18 protein-coding genes are annotated in these 16412 nt (G+C 58.8%); 9 read left to right on the plus strand and 9 right to left on the minus strand.

Going from position 1 to position 16412, the window contains the following annotated elements:
- Positions 1 to 81: 81 nt before the first annotated feature.
- Positions 82 to 729, plus strand: a complete 648-nt coding sequence (locus tag ELB75_RS04815; RefSeq protein WP_126982950.1) for an NAD(P)H-binding protein — start codon at positions 82 to 84, stop codon at positions 727 to 729.
- 154 nt (positions 730 to 883) lie between these two features.
- Here the strand turns inward: ELB75_RS04815 and ELB75_RS04820 are convergent, their stop codons facing one another.
- Both ELB75_RS04820 and ELB75_RS04825 read right to left on the minus strand, forming a co-directional pair.
- Entirely contained in the window at positions 884 to 1354 is a 471-nt protein-coding gene (locus tag ELB75_RS04820; protein ID WP_126982951.1) for an Aca2/YdiL-like domain-containing protein, read from the minus strand.
- Positions 1355 to 1745: 391 nt separating this feature from the next.
- Positions 1746 to 2522, minus strand: coding sequence for a tRNA threonylcarbamoyladenosine dehydratase (locus tag ELB75_RS04825; RefSeq protein ID WP_126982952.1), 777 nt, complete (start codon positions 2520 to 2522; stop codon positions 1746 to 1748).
- 142 nt (positions 2523 to 2664) lie between these two features.
- Here ELB75_RS04825 and ELB75_RS04830 point away from each other — a divergent pair, with 142 nt between their 5' ends.
- Together ELB75_RS04830 and ELB75_RS04835 are read left to right on the plus strand one after the other, a co-directional pair.
- Positions 2665 to 3129, plus strand: coding sequence for a universal stress protein (locus ELB75_RS04830; RefSeq protein ID WP_126982953.1), 465 nt, complete (start codon positions 2665 to 2667; stop codon positions 3127 to 3129).
- Positions 3130 to 3400: 271 nt separating this feature from the next.
- Positions 3401 to 4057, plus strand: a complete 657-nt coding sequence (locus ELB75_RS04835) for a hypothetical protein (RefSeq protein WP_164726811.1) — start codon at positions 3401 to 3403, stop codon at positions 4055 to 4057.
- Between the two features lie 144 nt (positions 4058 to 4201).
- Here ELB75_RS04835 and hemW read toward each other — a convergent pair whose 3' ends face one another.
- The 6 genes from hemW to ELB75_RS04865 all read right to left on the minus strand — a co-directional run bounded on the left by hemW (position 4202) and on the right by ELB75_RS04865 (position 8017).
- Positions 4202 to 5374: a radical SAM family heme chaperone HemW gene (hemW, locus tag ELB75_RS04840; protein WP_126982955.1), complete on the minus strand. Its 1173-nt coding sequence runs from the start codon at positions 5372 to 5374 to the stop codon at positions 4202 to 4204.
- A 30-nt stretch (positions 5375 to 5404) separates the two neighbouring features.
- Complete coding sequence (locus ELB75_RS04845; protein WP_126982956.1) at positions 5405 to 5836, minus strand: hypothetical protein; 432 nt, start codon at positions 5834 to 5836, stop codon at positions 5405 to 5407.
- A gap of 246 nt (positions 5837 to 6082) precedes the next feature.
- Positions 6083 to 6340, minus strand: a complete 258-nt coding sequence (locus tag ELB75_RS04850) for a hypothetical protein (RefSeq protein WP_126982957.1) — start codon at positions 6338 to 6340, stop codon at positions 6083 to 6085.
- Between the two features lie 130 nt (positions 6341 to 6470).
- Positions 6471 to 7133 (minus strand): tetratricopeptide repeat protein, encoded by a 663-nt coding sequence (locus tag ELB75_RS04855; protein WP_126982958.1) that lies wholly within the window; start codon positions 7131 to 7133, stop codon positions 6471 to 6473.
- Entirely contained in the window at positions 7124 to 7816 is a 693-nt protein-coding gene (locus ELB75_RS04860; RefSeq protein ID WP_126982959.1) for a class I SAM-dependent methyltransferase, read from the minus strand. Before ELB75_RS04860 ends, ELB75_RS04855 begins: the two co-directional genes overlap by 10 nt.
- A gap of 15 nt (positions 7817 to 7831) precedes the next feature.
- Positions 7832 to 8017, minus strand: coding sequence for a DUF3460 family protein (locus tag ELB75_RS04865; RefSeq protein ID WP_003823186.1), 186 nt, complete (start codon positions 8015 to 8017; stop codon positions 7832 to 7834).
- A 157-nt stretch (positions 8018 to 8174) separates the two neighbouring features.
- Between ELB75_RS04865 and pcnB the strand changes: the two genes are divergently transcribed.
- The 6 genes from pcnB (at position 8175) to sucD (ending at position 14055) form a co-directional block, all read left to right on the plus strand.
- On the plus strand, positions 8175 to 9548 hold the full coding sequence (gene pcnB / locus ELB75_RS04870; protein WP_126982960.1) for a polynucleotide adenylyltransferase PcnB: 1374 nt from the start codon (positions 8175 to 8177) through the stop codon (positions 9546 to 9548).
- A gap of 305 nt (positions 9549 to 9853) precedes the next feature.
- Positions 9854 to 10216, plus strand: coding sequence for a hypothetical protein (locus tag ELB75_RS04875; RefSeq protein WP_126982961.1), 363 nt, complete (start codon positions 9854 to 9856; stop codon positions 10214 to 10216).
- Positions 10217 to 10329: 113 nt separating this feature from the next.
- Positions 10330 to 10824 (plus strand): 2-amino-4-hydroxy-6-hydroxymethyldihydropteridine diphosphokinase, encoded by a 495-nt coding sequence (gene folK / locus ELB75_RS04880; RefSeq protein ID WP_126982962.1) that lies wholly within the window; start codon positions 10330 to 10332, stop codon positions 10822 to 10824.
- Positions 10825 to 10894: 70 nt separating this feature from the next.
- On the plus strand, positions 10895 to 11554 hold the full coding sequence (locus ELB75_RS04885; protein ID WP_126982963.1) for a deoxynucleoside kinase: 660 nt from the start codon (positions 10895 to 10897) through the stop codon (positions 11552 to 11554).
- A 433-nt stretch (positions 11555 to 11987) separates the two neighbouring features.
- The gene (gene sucC / locus ELB75_RS04890) at positions 11988 to 13154 is read left to right on the plus strand and encodes an ADP-forming succinate--CoA ligase subunit beta (RefSeq protein WP_126982964.1); all 1167 of its coding nucleotides are present in this window, start codon (positions 11988 to 11990) and stop codon (positions 13152 to 13154) included.
- Positions 13155 to 13164: 10 nt separating this feature from the next.
- Positions 13165 to 14055, plus strand: a complete 891-nt coding sequence (sucD, locus tag ELB75_RS04895) for a succinate--CoA ligase subunit alpha (RefSeq protein ID WP_064104584.1) — start codon at positions 13165 to 13167, stop codon at positions 14053 to 14055.
- 363 nt (positions 14056 to 14418) lie between these two features.
- On the opposite strand, the gene mutL is transcribed toward sucD, so the two are convergent.
- Positions 14419 to 16380, minus strand: a complete 1962-nt coding sequence (gene mutL, locus ELB75_RS04900) for a DNA mismatch repair endonuclease MutL (protein ID WP_126982965.1) — start codon at positions 16378 to 16380, stop codon at positions 14419 to 14421.
- Positions 16381 to 16412: the final 32 nt, after the last annotated feature.

Here is a 16412-nt window from a genome sequence, read left to right on the forward strand (position 1 = left end):
CGATTTTAAGCCGCCATACCAATATCGGAAGCAGGCAACGCGCCTATCATTAACCCATCCGCACCATTACAAGGAAACCTCATGCAAGCACTCATCATCGGCGCTACGGGCGCCACCGGCCAAGCGCTGCTGCCGCTTCTGGCGGATACGCCGCAGGTGGCGCAAATCCACAGCTTCGGCCGCCGCGCTCCCGCGTTTGTCCACGAAAAACTGCACAGCCGCATCATCGATTTCGCCCGGCCGCAAACTTGGGCGGAGAGCGTGCGCGGCGACACCGTGTTTGCCTGTTTGGGCACGACTTTGAAAGATGCGGGCGGCAAAGAGGCGCAATGGCAAATCGACTATGAGGCCAACCTCGCCTTCGCCCGCGCCGCCCGGCAAAACGGTGCGCAAACCCTGGTGCTGGTGTCTGCCTTCGGCGCGGATGCGCGCTCCCGGTTTTTCTACCCGCGCATGAAGGGCGCGCTCGAAGCCGCTTTGGCCGAACTCGGTTTCCCGCACCTCGTCATCTTCCGCCCGCCGCTGCTGATCCGCCCCGGCAGCACGCGCGTATCCGAACGCCTTTTTGCGCACTGCCTGCGTCTGCTCAATGCTGCCGGTTTGTTTCAGAGCCAGCGCCCGCTGCACGTGGCCGAATTGGCCGAAGCCATGCGCCGCACCGCGCTGAACCCGCCAGCGGAGCGGGTGCGGGTGTATCAGCCTGAGGATATCCGGGCGTTGTTGAAATAAGGAAAAGGCTACCTGAAAAATCGGCCCTGAAGAATCCTGCAGGGCCGCGGCAAGCCGGTCGGACTTTCGATTCGAGGCAGTGCGGAAGCGCGGCCGTAGCGGAAGTTCGGTTGGCTATAAATTTTTCAGGTAGCCTTTCGGATTTCAGCCCGGCTCACCGGGTTTGCTCAAATTGCTCCTGCGCCCAGCGTTGGCGGTTGTCGGGGGTGTCGGCGGTTTGAGCCTGCCCCTGCCGCCAGTTGCGGTAGGTCTCGGCATCGAAGGCGATTACCCGACCGCCCATGGCGGCCACTTCGCCGGCCACGCTTTGGCTGATGCGCCAAGAGGCCAGGTCGGGGCAGGCCTTCGGCTCGGGATACCACAGCACCACCACCGCATCGCCGCCCTGCATTTGGGCTTCGAGCTGTTCGGCGTATTGGTCGATGGCTTGGTATTTCTGGTTGAGGCGGGTTTCCACGGCACGAACCACGTGCAGGGGGATGGGGGCGGTGCCGTTTTCCCATTGCGCCCATTCTTCGGCGGAAGCGCCGTGGGGGAAATCGACATTGGCAGCAAGAGCCTGGCCGGCTTCGGCTTGGGTGAGGCCGAGGTTGCGGCGCAGGGCTTTGAGTTCGATGGGGAACATGGTTTTCCTTTTAGGTTGGATTTTTACAAGAATTGGCGTAAATGTTTTTGGATGGAGTGATCGGAGGAGGTCTGTTAAATTTCAGGTAGCCTTCACCATACTTACCCCGTTCACCCTTGCACCTCATGCCGGTGCGGGCACTTCCTTTCTTTGCTTCGCCAAAGAAAGGAAGCAAAGAAAAGCGACTGCGGGCGCAGGTTTGGCTTTGCCAAACTTCCCTCACTCCGCGCAGTTTTTCGGGTGGGCTCGCGACTTGCGGCTGCGCCGCTTCGAACATGCAAGCCCTTATTTCCCGAAAAACCGCGCTCTGTTCGGCTGCGCCAGCAGAGAAGTACAGCCGCAACCATTTACGCCAAATATGATGGGTTTGGTTTCATGGAGAATTTATAGATTATTTAACTTGTGCGGCCAGGTGCTCTATCGCTGCCTGTGCGCAAAACAGGCCGAAAGCGGCGGTAACCAGCATGCTCGCGCCGTAGCCTGCGCAAGACAATCCCTGCGGTGCGGCATCGGTTTCGCAGGCGGCGCCGGTTTGCGGCGGGGTAACGTTTTCTTCGGAATAGATGCAGCTCACTTTCATGCGCTCTTTCGGATCGCGCGGAAAACCGTATCGGCGGCGCAGGGTGTAGCGCAGGTTGGAAAGCAGCGGGTCGTGGGTGGTGCGGGCGAGGTCGGCGCGGCGGATGAGGGCGGGGTCGCGCTGGCCGCCTGCGCCGCCGGACACCACAAAGGCTTGCTTTTTCGCCACAAAATGCGCGGCCATGGCGGCTTTCACGCGCACTTGGTCGATGGCGTCGATCACAAAATCAAACGGCTCGGCAAAAAGCGTGCCCACGTTTTCCGCGTCCACAAAATCTTCGATTTCGTGCACGGCGCAGGCGGGGTTGATTTGCAGGATGCGCCGGTGCAGCGCGGTTACTTTGGGCAGGCCGAAATTGTCGGTGAGCGCGTGAAGCTGGCGGTTGGTGTTGGATTCGGCCACGTTGTCCAAATCAATCAGCGTGAGCCGGCCGATGCCGCTGCGCGCCAGTGCCTCCACCGCCCAAGAGCCCACGCCGCCCACGCCCACCACGCAAACATGGGCTTGGGCAAAGCGTTGCAGGGCGGCTTGGCCGTAGAGTCGGGAAATACCGCCGAAGCGGCGCTCGGTTGGGGCGGAAATAATCATCGGGATAAGTCAAAAAACAGGTAGAAAAAATGGCACATTCGGTGCATCGGTATTATACTGTAAACGTATCAGGAAGAGACCCGTCAGGCGGCTGTAGCCTCTGCGCGGAAGCATTGGAAAATCGTTCACTAGGAGAAAGCTTATGTATCAACATATCGTGATTGCAGTAGACGGCAGCCGCACCTCCCAACACGCGCTCAAACAGGCCTGCGGCCTGGCTAAAGCCACCGGCGCGGCGCTCACATTGGTGCACGTGGCCAACCCCGCCGAATACGTGGCCACCGTTGCCCCCGAGTTTTTGCAGTATGAAAACTACGAAGCCGCCGCCACCGAACAAGGCAACGCGATTTTGGAGGCCGCTATCAAACAGGCGCGCGCCGACTTGGGCGAAAATGCTAAAATCGGCAGCCACCTGCTCGTGATCAGCAAAAACGCACGCGATATGGCCAAAAGCCTGGTGGATTATGCCACCGAGCAGAAAGCCGACCTGCTGGTGCTGGGCACCCACGGCCGCACCGGCCTGATGCACCTCCTGATGGGCAGCTTCGCCGAAACCGTGATGCGCGAGACCCGCCTGCCGCTGTTGATTATCCGCCGCGAAGCATAAGGCTGAAGATTGAGGCAGGATTAGAGGCTACCTGAAAGTTTCAGGTAGCCTTTTGCCAATGGGGAAGGCAATGGAACGGAAACTTTATTACAGTTGGTGGCACTCCCTGGAGCTGCTGTTTTACGGCGGCTTTTTCGGGCTGTTTTGCGTGTGCTTGATTTGTTCGGCCCTGTGGGGCGATCGGGCTGTTTTGTCCGAGATCAGCTATTGGTATTGGTTTTTGCTGCTTCTTACCCTGTTTTCTTGGCTGTTTTGTTGGCTGCAATATGCCGTGGTGCTGCCGATGTTGCTGTTGCGCAAGCCGGTGGTGCATATGGACGAACAGGGCATTGCGGTGCACGATGCGCTGAATTTTTTCAATAAGCATCGCAAATGGTCGACCAAGTGGGACAATATCCAGGCGGTGGGCGTTGGCCTAGAGACATTAAAAAAGCACCACCCCTATCTCGGCAAGTTTTTACGCCCGCGTATCGGAGTCATGATTCAGCGGCGTCATGTTGCCTATGGGGAAGATCATCATTATGTTGTGGTGTCCAGCGGGATGATGCCGGGGCAGGAAAAAGGCGTAAGCGAGGCCATATTGGCCGCGTGGCGGCAATATAAGGCGGGCATATCGAATAAAATTCCCTATACTGCCCAGTCGCTCTATCGGATGAAGCAGGATGATTTTGCCAATTTGATTTGGTTTCTCGATGAAGAGGCGCCGTTTGCCATGTTGGATTTGGAAAAGGGCGTGCCCACCAAGCACGATTTGGTTTATCTTTATCAATTCAAAAAGATATTTGGCAGCGAAAAGATTAAAATCCACTACAACAAAATACAAAAGCGGCTAAAAATCACGCAAGAAGACGGCATCAGCCCACCGCGCCATTTGCCTGCTGTGGAAGCGGAGCTGTTGCGCATAGTGAATCTGCATTTGTATGACTGATGGGCCGGATGGATTGAGGCTACCTGAAAATGCAGCACGGCAAGTTTCTGCGCAGCTGGATTTTTCAGGTAGCCTTTTGTGTTCGGTATGCGGGCTGAGTAGCGGGGTATGGTTTTCAGGTAGCCTCTGCAGGCTGGGGCGGGCTTACAAAAACAGTTGCAGCAAATCGTTTAAATAGCGTTGGCCGCGTTCGGTGGGGCGCAGGAGGGTGGGGTCGGGGTCGATGAGGCCGAGCCGGGTGGCTTCCTGCAGGGGGCGGGCGATGGCGGCGAGGCTGTGGCCGGTGCGCTCTTGGAACAGGCGGGCGGGTACGCCGCCGGTGAGGCGCATGGCGTTGAGCATGAATTCGAAGGGCAGCTCGCTTGGGGCTACCTGAAAACGTTCGACGGCATCGGCGGGGTTGCCTTGCATGGCGGCGAGGTAGCTGCGGGGGTGGCGGGCACGGGTGGTGCGCGTGATGCCGCTGTGGCTGCTGATTTTTCCGTGGGCGCCGGCGCCGATGCCGATGTAGTCGCCGAATTGCCAGTAGTTGAGGTTGTGGCGGCATTGCTGGCCGTTTTGGGCGAAGGCGCTGGTTTCGTAGCGTTCGAAGCCGGCGGCAAACAGGGTGTGGTGCACGGCTTGTTCGATGGTGTAGGCGGCGTCTTCTTCGGGGATGCCGGGGGGCGGGGTGCGGCCGAAGGGGGTGTTGGGCTCCATGGTGAGGTGGTAGGCGCTGATGTGGGTTACGCCGAAGGAGAGGGCGGTTTCGGCATCGCGCCGGGCTTCTTCTGGGGTTTGGTGCGGCAGGGCATACATGAGGTCGGTGTTCACGCGGGGGAAGATGGCGAGCGCGGCTTCGATGGCGGCGCGGGCTTCATCGCCGTTGTGGATGCGGCCGAGGGCGTGCAGTTTGGCGTTGTCGAAACTTTGGATGCCGAGCGACAGGCGGGTGATGCCGGCTTCGGCGTAGCCTTGGAAGCGGGCTTGCTCGAAAGTGCCGGGGTTGGCTTCGAGGGTGATTTCGGCTTCGGGCTGCAGGCGCACCAGGGCGCGCACGCCGGAAAGCAGGCGGCTGATGGATTCGGCGGAAAACACGCTGGGGGTGCCGCCGCCGATGAAAATAGTGTCCACCGGCCGCCCCCAGATGTGGGGCAGTTCGTGTTGCAGGTCGGCGAGCAGGGCGTTGATGTAGGCGGCTTCGTCGGTGTCGGGCTTGAGGCGGTGGGAGTTGAAGTCGCAATAGGGGCATTTTTGAATGCACCAGGGGATGTGGATATAGAGCGAGAGCGGGGGCAGGGCGCTGAGGCCGGAGCCGGGGGCTTGCAGTAGGGGCATGGTGTGGCGATTGGTTTTTAAAATAATGGGTTATTCGGCTTGGAAGGCTACCTGAAAAACTTGGCTGCCGATGCGGATGTCTGCCAGGTAGCCGTCGCGGCGGTCGGTGCACACGGGTAAGCGGATTTGGGCGGCAAGCCAGGAGCCGTCGGCCTGGCGCTGAAGCGGGAAGCGGTTGAAGCCCATGTCCATGCCGTCCATGCTGAAGCGCACTTCGGCCTGCTGCACTTGGGGCGGCACGTTTTCCAGGGTGATGTCGAAGGGGCGGTGGCGTGCGGCGGCAAAGCGGATTCGACTGCCGTCGGGCAGGGTGCAGCCTTGGCGCGGGTCGCAATCGGTTTGTACCACCGTTTCGGCAGCAGGCTGCTGCCCGGCACGCCATTGGCGTACGGCGAAGTGGCCGCCGGCCAGCAGCAACAGCGCGGCGAGGGCGAGCAGGATTTTGGCACGGGGGGTGGGCATTAAGAGGCTACCTGAAAAAGTTTGGGCGGGTTATCCGAATATAACAAGCATCACTACAAATGGAGCCAGTAAAAACGGCACAAAACTACCGAGAAAACCTATCCGAAACGCTGCCCACCCATCGGCTTCTACTTCCACCTGCCATATTAAGGCCACGATAAAGCCGATCACTAAAGCCGGTGTCGAAAACCAATATGCAAACCATAGTTCACCGTTATCAAACACGAGCACTGCCAGCCAATACCCCTATAATCCCAAATTCATGGCCAGCGAGATGCCCGACACAAAATACGGCCGAACGCTCGACATTTTCCAACTGCACAGCCAAGCCAGCAGGGTGGGGATGAGCAGAAGAATATAGTTAACAAGGGCTACGTCTTCCAAAAAAGGTAAAGTAAATAACCCGATTGAGGGTGGCCAGCATAGCGTATATACCGTTAGCGGCAGATACAGCGCCAAGGCAATCAAAATATCTTTCCAATACGGATTAAGCTTGTTCCACATGTGTTTAACTTTTCAATTTCAGTTTTTCAGGTAGCCTTCCGCGGTATGGCAAAGGCTACCTGAAAATAAAAAATCAATAGGAACAACAATATTTGAGAAGCGCCGCTCAGGTTTCAGGCAGCCTCATTCATCAACGGTTGTTCTGTATGCGCTGCCCGGCGCGGCGGGCGGCTGGGCTGTTGGGGTAGGTTTGTATCAGCTTGCGCCAGGTAACGCGGGCGATGTCGCGCTGCTGCATGCCCCATTGGCAGCTGCCGACGCTGTAGAGGGCTTCGGCGGCTTTGGGGTTGGCGGCGAAGCGGGTGGCGAAGCGTTGGCCGGTGAGTATGACGGATTCGCAGTTGCGCAGTTTTTCGTGGCTCTGCATCAGCAGAAAGAGGGCGTTTTGCTCGGTGCGGCCGCCGCTGCCGCTGCGTTCGGCAAAGCGCAGTTGTTGCAGGGCCTGATTGTAGAGGCCGCTGCGGTAGAGTTGCAGGGCTTGCTGGTAGGCTTGTTCTTGCGGGTTTTCAGCCGGAGCGGCGGGCTCGGCGCTGATATGGCTGGTGCTGCGGCGGGCTGCGGCTCGGGTGTCGAGGAGTTGGGCGAGCTGCTGCTGGCGTTGTTGCAGCTCGCTGATTTGGCTGCGCAGTTCGGCAACTTGCTGTTGCAGTTGGCCGATTTGCTGGTTGTGGGCGTTGAGCTCGGTTTCGATGCGCTGCGGGGACTGGGGGTTGTCGGCAGGGGTTGTCGGCGCGGGGGGCAGGGCGGTGCAGGCGGCGAGGCCGCAGAGGGCGGCGGGGATGATTAGGCGCATGGGGTTTCCTCGGGATGACGTTTGCGCAGCAGGGTGAGGCCGTCGCCCAGGGGCAGGGTGAGGGCGGCTACGCGGGGGTCGGTTTGCAGGGATTGGTTGAAGGCGCGGATGCGCTCGATGGATTCGGGCGCGGGTTCGGCATTTTCTTGATACACGCGGCCGCCGAGCAGGAGATTATCGATGGCGATGAGGCCGCCGGGGCGCAGCAGGGTGAGGCAGCGTTCGTAGTAGTGGGCGGTGGGCGGTTTGTCGGCGTCGATCAGGGCGAAATCGTAGCTGCCGCTGCGGCCTTGTTCGATGAGTTGGTCGAGTGTGATGAGGGCAGGCTGGAGGTGGAGCTCGATTTTGTGCTCCACGCCGGCTTCGCGCCAGAAGCGACGCGCGGTGTTGGTGTAGGTGATGTTGATGTCGCAGGCGGTGAGGCGGCCGTGTTCGGGCAGGGCGAGGGCGACGGCGGTGCTGCTGTAGCCGGTGAACACGCCGATTTCTAGGCAGCGTTCGGCGCGGATGAGCTGCATGAGAAAGGCGAGGAGCTGGGCTTGCTCGGCGGCCAGGTGCATTTTGCCCATGCGGTGCTGCGCGGTGGTTTGGCGCAGGCGTTGCAACACTTCTGCTTCGGGCGGGTTGATGCTTTTCAGGTAGCCTGCAAGGCCGGGGGGCAGATGGGCGGTGGCTGCGGTCATGGCGCGGTGCGGGGTTTAGTAGGAATAGTAGGTGTAGGGTTTTTTAGCGACTTTGCCGGCGGCGAAATCGGCCTGCTCTTCGGGGTTGAGCTCGACATCCCACAACAGGCCGCGGTTTTGGAGGCGGCGTTCTTGCTCTTCGGGGTGTTCTTCGATGTATTTTTGCAGGAACTGGGTGGCGTCGGATTGGTAGTTATACATGGTGTGTTTTCCTGTGGTGCGGGGTAGCGGCGATTATAACGGAAAGCGCTTGGTTTGGCAGCCGTTGCGGCGAAAGGTTATACTGCGCACTTTATCTGAAACACGCGCCTGCGCGCACACCGCAGGCTACCTGAAAAACAAGAAGAGAACACATCCTATGCTGACTAGATGGCTGCGCAAAATCCTGCCGGGCAAACCTGAAGCCGCCGCAACGCATTCGCACAAACAGGTGCTGCCGCAAAACGAACACGGCATCACGCCGGACGGGATCAGCTATGCGGCGGAAAAGGTGGTGTCGCGGTTACAGCAGGCCGGTTTTGAGGCTTATGTGGTGGGCGGCGCGGTGCGCGATTTGCTTTTGGGTGTCGAGCCGAAAGATTTCGACGTGGCCACCAACGCCCGCCCTGAAGAAGTGCGCAAAGTATTCCGCCGCAGCCGCATCATCGGCCGCCGCTTTCAGATTGTGCACGTGATGGTGGGGCCGGAAACGATAGAAGTTACCACCTTCCGCGGCGGCAGCCGCCCCGCGCGGCAAAACGAACACGGCCGCATCATGCAAGACAACAGCTACGGCAGCATGGAGCAAGACGCCGCCCGCCGCGATTTCACCTGCAACGCCCTGTATTACAACCCCGCGCGCGGGGAAATCACCGATTTCCACCACGGCGTGGCCGATATCCGCGCCAAGCGCCTGGTGATGATCGGCGACGCCCGTGCACGCTATCAGGAAGACCCGGTGCGCATGCTGCGCGCCGCCCGGCTTTCCGGCAAACTCGGTTTTCAGGTAGCCCCCGACACCGCCGCGCCGATTGCCGAATGCCTGCACCTGTTGCCTAAAGAGCCGCTGGCGCGCCTGTTCGACGAAGTGATGAAACTCCTGTTTTCCGGCGCGGCCATCGATTGCCTCAAACAGATGCAGGCCCTGGGCATGGACGGCCAAAGCGTGCACCCCCTGCTTGCCTGCGCCTTGGAAAGGCTACCTGAAAACCAAGGGCGCGGCATCGTGGCGCTTGCCCTCAACAGCACCGACAGCCGCCTGCGCGCCGACCAAGGCGTATCCGTGGGCTTTGTGCTGGCCGCCGTATTGTGGCCGCAGGTGCGCGAAGCCTGGCAGCGCGTTCAGAATAGCGGGCTCAGAACCATGCCCGCACTCAGCGCCGCCGTAGCCGAAACCCGCGCCCACATGGAAAAAGGCTGGGGCGTGCCGCACCGCTTCACCGCCTCGATGCGCGAAATCTGGCAGTTCCAGCCCCAATTTGAGCACCGGCGCGGCGCCCGCCCCTTCCGCCTGCTCGCCCAGCCCCGTTTCCGCGCCGCTTACGATTTCCTGCTGCTGCGCGCCCGCGCCGGCGAAGTGGAGCAGGGCGTTGCCGACTGGTGGACAGCGTTCCAAGAGGCCGACGAAGAACAGCGCAAGCAGATGATTCAAGCCGCCGAACAACGCCCCGACAGCGGCGATGCCCCCGCCAAAAAACGCCGCCGCCGGCGCAAGAAGAAAACAGGCGCGGTAGATAAAGGCGCGGCCGAATAGGCGGCATTGGGTTGAAGCAGCCGTAAGCCGGATTCCCGAATCTGACACTTCATTACAAAGGCTACCTGAAAACCATCTTGGCATACATGCCCATCTTGCGGTTGTTTTGTCCACGCTACGCTTGTTAATTGGCAAAGGTATTGAATAAAAATTAGGACTAGGTAGATAAATTAAATATTCGCCTTCTAAACAAAGGAAAATGGATTTAAATCCGGGTATGCATGGAGAGAAAATAAATATTAGTTTCCTAGGAATATTTTACCAATTAAGCGAAGTTAATTTTAAAAGTTATTAGGAGGATATTTATGGGTAGAAAGATGTGTAGGCTTGCTGCCGACCCTAATTATTTATGGGATTCACCAATTGAAATAGATACGTTAATGCCTATTGTCCATGTAGTGAATGATATAGGGCTTTTAATTCCAAGATTTGTATCTAAAGAATATGGGAAGCTATATTTATTCTTAACAGATGATCCAAAACAGCATGGGCAGCCACTCCAACTCGGTTTCTTATTTTTTGTGGATACCGACAAAATTGTGGGGGGCGATGAAGACGAAAGCCGCAAGGTTATTATCTCCCTAATCAAAGATGGCTTGATTGAAATGGGTAAAACACACGGCTGGAGCAAAGAACATATCGATGAGCTATTTGTAAAAGTGAAATAAGCAGCCGTAGGTTGGACACCCAAATCCGACCTTACTCACAGGCTACCTGAAAATCCCGCCGACTCCGTTTTCAGGTAGCCCGATTCCAATCACTCCATGATTAAAAACGCCAAATGAAGCAAGCCATTATTGCCTTGGGCAGCAACCTCGAACAGCCCGTTTCCCAGCTGCAAAACGCGCTGGCCGCGCTGGCTGCGCATCCGCAAGTGCAGGTGCTGGCTGCTTCCTCGTTTTACCGCACCGCGCCGGTGGGCTATGCCGACCAGCCCGACTTCATCAACGCCGTGGCGTTGCTGGCCACCGATTTGCCCGCTGCCGAACTGCTCGCGCTGCTGCACCAAACCGAAGCCGCCGCCGGCCGCGTGCGCAGCTTCCGCAATGCCCCGCGCACGCTGGATTTGGACTTAATCGACTACGCCGGCCAAACGCTCGACAGCCCCGCCTTGCAGCTGCCGCACCCGCGCGCCCATCAGCGCGGCTTCGTGATGATTCCCCTGGCCGAAATCGCCCCGCGGCACATCCTGCCCGGCCAAACCGCCACCGCTGCCGAGCTGGCCGCCACGCTGGGCAATGAAGGCGTGCAACGTTTAGATGAAACAGAGAGTTAAATTTTTCAGGTAGCCTTCAATAGGCTGCCTGACCCCCGAAAGGCTACCTGAAACATTCCAAGGAGAAACCATGCAGGCAGACTACCGCTACATCGTTGTGGAAGGCCCCATCGGCAGCGGCAAATCCCCGCTCAGCCGCAAGCTGGCCGAGCATTTCGGCTGCACCCTCATCAGCGAGCAGCCCGAGCAAAACCCGTTTTTGGAACAGTTCTACCTCAATGCCGCCAACCACGGCCTGGCCGCCGAACTCTACTTCCTGATGCGCCGCACCGAAACGCTCAACCTCATTGCCGCCGCCGACGAAATCGGCAACGCCAACCACAGCATGCAGCGCGTGGTGAGCGATTTCCTGCTGGAAAAAGACCAGATTTTCGTGCCCACCATCCTGCGTGAAGACGAGCAGGCGCTGTATTGGCAGCTCAAGCAAAAAATCATGCCCGAAATTCCCGTGCCCGATTTGGTAATTTACCTGCAAACCAGCGCTGGAGCTGCTGAAGCGCAGCTGCGCAGCCGGGGCGACAACCACATCAACCTGTTCCCGCCCGGCTACCTGCAGCAGGTGCACGAGGAATACCACCGCTATTTCTACCTCTACGACCGCGCCCCGCTGCTGATTGCCAACACCGAAGAGCTGGATTTCGTGAACAATCCCGACCACTTCCAACTGCTGCTGCACGCCATCGCCAATATGCGCGGCAGTCGGCATTATTTGAACTTGAGCGAACGCTAGGGCGGGGAAGAAAGGCTACCTGAAAAATTTCAGGTAGCCTTTCTTACAGGAAAGTTTGCGCGGTGCGTAGGGTGCGTGCCGCAGGCACGCACGCCGTTGCCCGTGTTATTCCAAAGCCGCGTGCGTGCGTTCCGCACGCACCCTACATGGCCTGCGACGGGAAAGGCTATCTAAAACCGCCCGCGCATTTATGCCTACCCTGCAAGAATCTTCCAGGCTACCTGAAACTTTGCGCTTTATCCTCCCCGTATAGTCCGTGTATGGCCGGACTGTCGTTTATACATCTCCCATTTACTTGTTCTAACAAAATTGCGCTGATGTTGTCTGCGGGTTTCGTCTATACTTCGCCCTGCATTATCAAAGCTGGTTTTGAATTCGATCCTTGCCGCTTTCACGGTGGCAAACTGTGTTTAACCTAACTGAGGGAACTTTGATGAATCTACATGAATATCAAGCAAAAGAGCTGCTTGCGGGCTATGGTTTGCCGGTTCAGGGTGGGATTTTGGCCGCCAACGGCGAAGAAGCTGCCGCCGCATTCGATAAATTGGGCGGCAAATTCGCTGTGATTAAAGCCCAAGTGCACGCCGGCGGGCGCGGTAAGGCGGGCGGCGTGAAAGTGGTGAAAAGCCGCGATGAGGCCAAACAGGTGGCTGAAAGCCTGATTGGCACCAATCTGATTACTTATCAAACCGATGCCAACGGCCAGCCGGTAAACAGCGTGTTGGTATGTGAAGATATGTATCCGGTACAAACCGAGCTCTATTTGGGCGCGGTGGTGGATCGTGCCGCGCGCCGCGTGGTGTTTATGGCTTCCACCGAAGGCGGTGTGGAAATTGAAAAAGTAGCCGAAGAAACTCCGGAAAAAATCTTCAAAACCGTGGTGGACCCGCTGGTGGGCCTGCAGCCCTGCCAAGCCCGCGAAGTGGCCTTCAAGCTGGGCTTGAAAGACAAACAAGTCGGCCAGTTTGTGAAACTGATGACCGGCGCCTACCAAGCCTTCATCGAAAACGATTTCGCCCTGTTTGAAATCAACCCGTTGAGCGTGCGCGAAGACGGCAGCCTGGCCTGCGTGGACGCGAAAGTGGGCATCGACGGCAATGCTTTGTACCGCCTGCCGAAAATCGCCGAGCTGCGCGACAAATCGCAAGAAAACGAGCGCGAGCTGAAAGCTTCCGAATTTGAGCTGAACTATGTGGCGCTGGAAGGCAATATCGGCTGTATGGTAAACGGCGCCGGCTTGGCGATGGCCACCATGGACATCATCAAGCTCAAAGGCGGTCAGCCGGCCAACTTCCTCGACGTGGGCGGCGGTGCCACCAAAGAACGCGTGGTGGAAGCCTTCAAGCTGATTTTGGAAGACAAATCCGTGAAAGGCGTGCTGATCAACATTTTCGGCGGTATCGTTCGCTGCGATATGATTGCCGAAGCCATTGTGGCCGCCGTGAAAGAAGTGAACGTAACCGTGCCCGTGGTGGTGCGCCTCGAAGGCAACAACGCTGAATTGGGCGCGAAGATTCTGAACGAATCCGGCCTGAAACTCACTTCCGCCGACGGCCTGAACGACGCCGCCGAGAAAATTGTTGCCGCCGTAAACGCCTAAGGAGAACAGAATGAGCGTATTGATTAATAAAGACACCAAAGTATTGGTACAGGGTTTTACCGGTAAGAACGGTACTTTCCACTCCGAACAAGCGATTGCCTACGGCACCAAAGTGGTGGGCGGCGTTACCCCCGGCAAAGGCGGCCAAACCCATCTGGGCCTGCCCGTGTTCAACACCATGAACGAAGCCGTGCGCGAAACCGGTGCCGATGCCTCCGTGATTTATGTGCCCGCGCCCTTCGTGCTCGATTCCATCGTGGAAGCCGTGGATTCCGGCGTGAAACTGGTGGTGGTGATTACCGAAGGCGTGCCCACGCTGGACATGCTCAAAGCCAAACGCTATCTCGAAACCAACGGCAACGGCACCCGCCTGGTGGGTCCGAACTGCCCCGGCGTGATTACCCCCGGCGAATGCAAAATCGGCATTATGCCCGGCCACATCCACCGACCCGGCAAAATCGGCATCATCTCCCGTTCCGGCACGCTCACTTATGAAGCCGTGGCGCAAACCACCAAGCTCGGCCTCGGCCAATCCACCTGCATCGGCATCGGCGGCGACCCGATTCCGGGCATGAACCAAATCGACGCGCTGAAACTGTTTGAAGCAGACCCGCAAACCGAAGCCATCATCCTGATCGGCGAAATCGGCGGCACGGCCGAAGAAGAAGCGGCCGAGTTCATCCAGTCGAACGTGTCCAAACCGGTGGTGGGCTACATTGCCGGCGTTACCGCGCCCAAAGGCAAACGCATGGGTCATGCCGGTGCCATCATCTCCGGCGGCAAAGGCACGGCGGAAGAGAAATTCCGTGCCTTCGAAAAAGCAGGCGTGGCCTACACCCGCAGCCCGGCCGAATTGGGCAGCACCATGCTGGAAGTGCTGAAAGCCAAAGGCTTGGCATAATCCGGTTTGATTCGCTAATCAAAGGCTACCTGAAGGTTTCAGGTAGCCTTTTTTGCTGCGATAGAGACTACCTGAAAATCTTGTGTAAACGTAATGTGGCGGGAGCAGCTTGGGGTGAGTGCCCGGACTGCGGCGGCGGAGAGGCTGACGTTGGCCGGGCGCTATAGCGGATTAACAAAAATCAGGACAAGGCGGCGAGCCGCAGACAGTACACACATTACGGCAAGGCGAGCCAATGCTGTACTGGTTTTTGTTAATTCACTATATATGCGTTTCCCATTCCCTTCAGACTAAGAAAGGCTACCTGAAAAACAGTTTATCCTGTTTTCAGGTAGCCTTTCGTCTGCCGCATGGGCAGGCTGCCTATTGCCCGCGCAGGAACAGGGCATCCAGGTCGGCGAGGGTGAGTTTCACCCAGGTGGGGCGGCCGTGGTTGCATTGGTTGCTGCGGGGGGTGTTTTCCATGTCGCGCAGCAGGGCGTTCATTTCGGGCAGGGTGAGGCGGCGGCCGGCGCGCACGGAGCCGTGGCAGGCCATGGTGCTGAGGATGCGGTTTTCGCGCTCTTCCACGGTGTGGATGCTGCCGGTGTGGGCGGCTTCTTGCAGCATACTGCGGGCGAGCTCGGGAATATGGGCTTTGCCCAGCATCTGCGGCACGGCGCGCACAGCGATGGTGTGGCTGCCCACGGCGGAGCAGTCGAGGCCGTATTGGCGCAGCAAATCGGCGTGTTCGGCCAGGGCGGCCATTTCTTCGTGGCCGGCTTCGAAGCTCACGGGAATGAGCAGCTGCTGGCTGTGCAGGCTGCCATAGCTTTGGCGCTGGGCTTTCATTCTTTCGTAGTTCACGCGCTCGGCAGCGGCGTGCATGTCGATTAAGAGCAGGCTGTTTTCGGCTTGAGCCAGGATATAAATACCGAGCAGTTGGGCGATGGCGAAGCCCAGCGGGTGTTCTTCGGCATGGTTTTCAGGTAGCCGGGCGGCTTCCGCGCTTGATGCGAAGCGGCTTTGTTCGAGGGCGGCAAGCTCGGGGTCTTCGCTGCCGCTGGGTTTGTAGAGCTCGGCATAGGTTTGCCAGGCGGTGCGGCTTTCTTGCAGGGTAAGGCGTTGCTGCTGCGGGGCGCGGGCGGAGCTGTAAGCAACGGGGGTGCGGGCGTTCGGGCTACCTGAAACCGGGTTTGACGTATTGCCTGGCAGAAACTCGTTATGCTCGTTTTGGCTCAACCCGCTGTGCTCGTTTTTGCTGCGCAGAAGCTCGCCTTGCTCGCTTTCAGGTAGCCTTTGGCTGTGGATGTGTTGCAGCAGGCTGCCGGCGTTGCTCACGCTGTCGGTTTGGTTGGCGCGGGTGTCGGCCAGCGCTTTGTTCAGGGTGTGGAACACCAGTTGGTGTACGGCCTGGCTGTCGCGGAAGCGGATTTCGGTTTTGGTGGGGTGCACGTTCACGTCCACCATTTCGGGCGGCAGCTCGAGAAACAGCACGAAGGCGGGGGTGATTTGCTGGTGCAGTACGTCGCGGTAGGCCTGTTTGGCGGAGTGCAGCATCACTTTGTCGCGCACGAATCGGTTGTTTACAAAACAGTATTGCTGGCTGCTGCGGCCTTGGGCGAAGGTGGGTTTGGCAATGAGGCCGTGCAAACGGAGGATGCCGTTGCCGCTGTCGATGGGCAGGGAGGCGGCCTGAAAATCCGCACCCAGCACGGCGGCGATGCGCTCGTTTTGGCTTTGGGCGGGATATTTAGCGGTGGTTTTGCCGTTGTGGACGAGCTCGAAGGCGATGTGCGGGTTGGCCAGGGCGAGGCGGTCGAACACGGTGGCGCAGTGGGCGTATTCGGTGTTTTCGGATTTGAGGAATTTGCGCCGGGCGGGGGTGTTGAAAAAGAGGTCGGCCACTTCCACGCTGGTGCCCACCGGGTGGGCGGTAGCGGCGGCGGGTTCGATTTGCCCGTCGCGGGCGCGCACTTGGCGGGCGGCGGGGCTGCCTTCCTGGCGGCTGGTGAGGGTGAGGCGGGACACGGAGGCGATGCTGGCCAGCCCTTCGCCGCGAAAACCCATGCTGCGCACGTGTTCCAAATCTTGCAGCGAGGCGATTTTGCTGGTGGCGTGGCGGGAGAGGGCGAGCGGGAGGTCGTCGGCGTGGATGCCGCTGCCGTTGTCGGCCACGCGGATGAGGCGGATGCCGCCGCCGGCCAGCTCGACTTGGATGCGGGTGGCGCCGGCATCAATGCTGTTTTCGATGATTTCTTTGAGCGCGGCGGCAGGGCGTTCCACCACTTCGCCGGCGGCGATTTGGTTCACAAGGTGGTCGGGCAGGGCATGGATACGGGGCATGATGGGTCTCGGGGTTGGGCTACCTGAAAAGG

This window comes from Eikenella corrodens (assembly GCF_003990355.1).
GTDB classification, from domain to species: Bacteria; Pseudomonadota; Gammaproteobacteria; order Burkholderiales; family Neisseriaceae; genus Eikenella; species Eikenella corrodens_B.

Excerpts from the sequence above, each read along its gene's own strand:
- folK (WP_126982962.1), top strand. The coding sequence starts at position 10,330 with ATGAAGCAAGCCATTATTGCCTTGGGCAGCAACCTCGAACAGCCCGTT.
- ELB75_RS04815 (WP_126982950.1), top strand. The coding sequence starts at position 82 with ATGCAAGCACTCATCATCGGCGCTACGGGCGCCACCGGCCAAGCGCTG.
- pcnB (WP_126982960.1), top strand. The coding sequence starts at position 8,175 with ATGCTGACTAGATGGCTGCGCAAAATCCTGCCGGGCAAACCTGAAGCC.
- ELB75_RS04855 (WP_126982958.1), bottom strand. The coding sequence starts at position 7,133 with ATGCGCCTAATCATCCCCGCCGCCCTCTGCGGCCTCGCCGCCTGCACC.
- ELB75_RS04825 (WP_126982952.1), bottom strand. The coding sequence starts at position 2,522 with ATGATTATTTCCGCCCCAACCGAGCGCCGCTTCGGCGGTATTTCCCGA.
- sucD (WP_064104584.1), top strand. The coding sequence starts at position 13,165 with ATGAGCGTATTGATTAATAAAGACACCAAAGTATTGGTACAGGGTTTT.
- ELB75_RS04860 (WP_126982959.1), bottom strand. The coding sequence starts at position 7,816 with ATGACCGCAGCCACCGCCCATCTGCCCCCCGGCCTTGCAGGCTACCTG.
- sucC (WP_126982964.1), top strand. The coding sequence starts at position 11,988 with ATGAATCTACATGAATATCAAGCAAAAGAGCTGCTTGCGGGCTATGGT.
- mutL (WP_126982965.1), bottom strand. The coding sequence starts at position 16,380 with ATGCCCCGTATCCATGCCCTGCCCGACCACCTTGTGAACCAAATCGCC.
- ELB75_RS04875 (WP_126982961.1), top strand. The coding sequence starts at position 9,854 with ATGGGTAGAAAGATGTGTAGGCTTGCTGCCGACCCTAATTATTTATGG.
- ELB75_RS04830 (WP_126982953.1), top strand. The coding sequence starts at position 2,665 with ATGTATCAACATATCGTGATTGCAGTAGACGGCAGCCGCACCTCCCAA.
- ELB75_RS04820 (WP_126982951.1), bottom strand. The coding sequence starts at position 1,354 with ATGTTCCCCATCGAACTCAAAGCCCTGCGCCGCAACCTCGGCCTCACC.
- hemW (WP_126982955.1), bottom strand. The coding sequence starts at position 5,374 with ATGCCCCTACTGCAAGCCCCCGGCTCCGGCCTCAGCGCCCTGCCCCCG.
- ELB75_RS04885 (WP_126982963.1), top strand. The coding sequence starts at position 10,895 with ATGCAGGCAGACTACCGCTACATCGTTGTGGAAGGCCCCATCGGCAGC.
- ELB75_RS04850 (WP_126982957.1), bottom strand. The coding sequence starts at position 6,340 with ATGTGGAACAAGCTTAATCCGTATTGGAAAGATATTTTGATTGCCTTG.
- ELB75_RS04845 (WP_126982956.1), bottom strand. The coding sequence starts at position 5,836 with ATGCCCACCCCCCGTGCCAAAATCCTGCTCGCCCTCGCCGCGCTGTTG.
- ELB75_RS04865 (WP_003823186.1), bottom strand. The coding sequence starts at position 8,017 with ATGTATAACTACCAATCCGACGCCACCCAGTTCCTGCAAAAATACATC.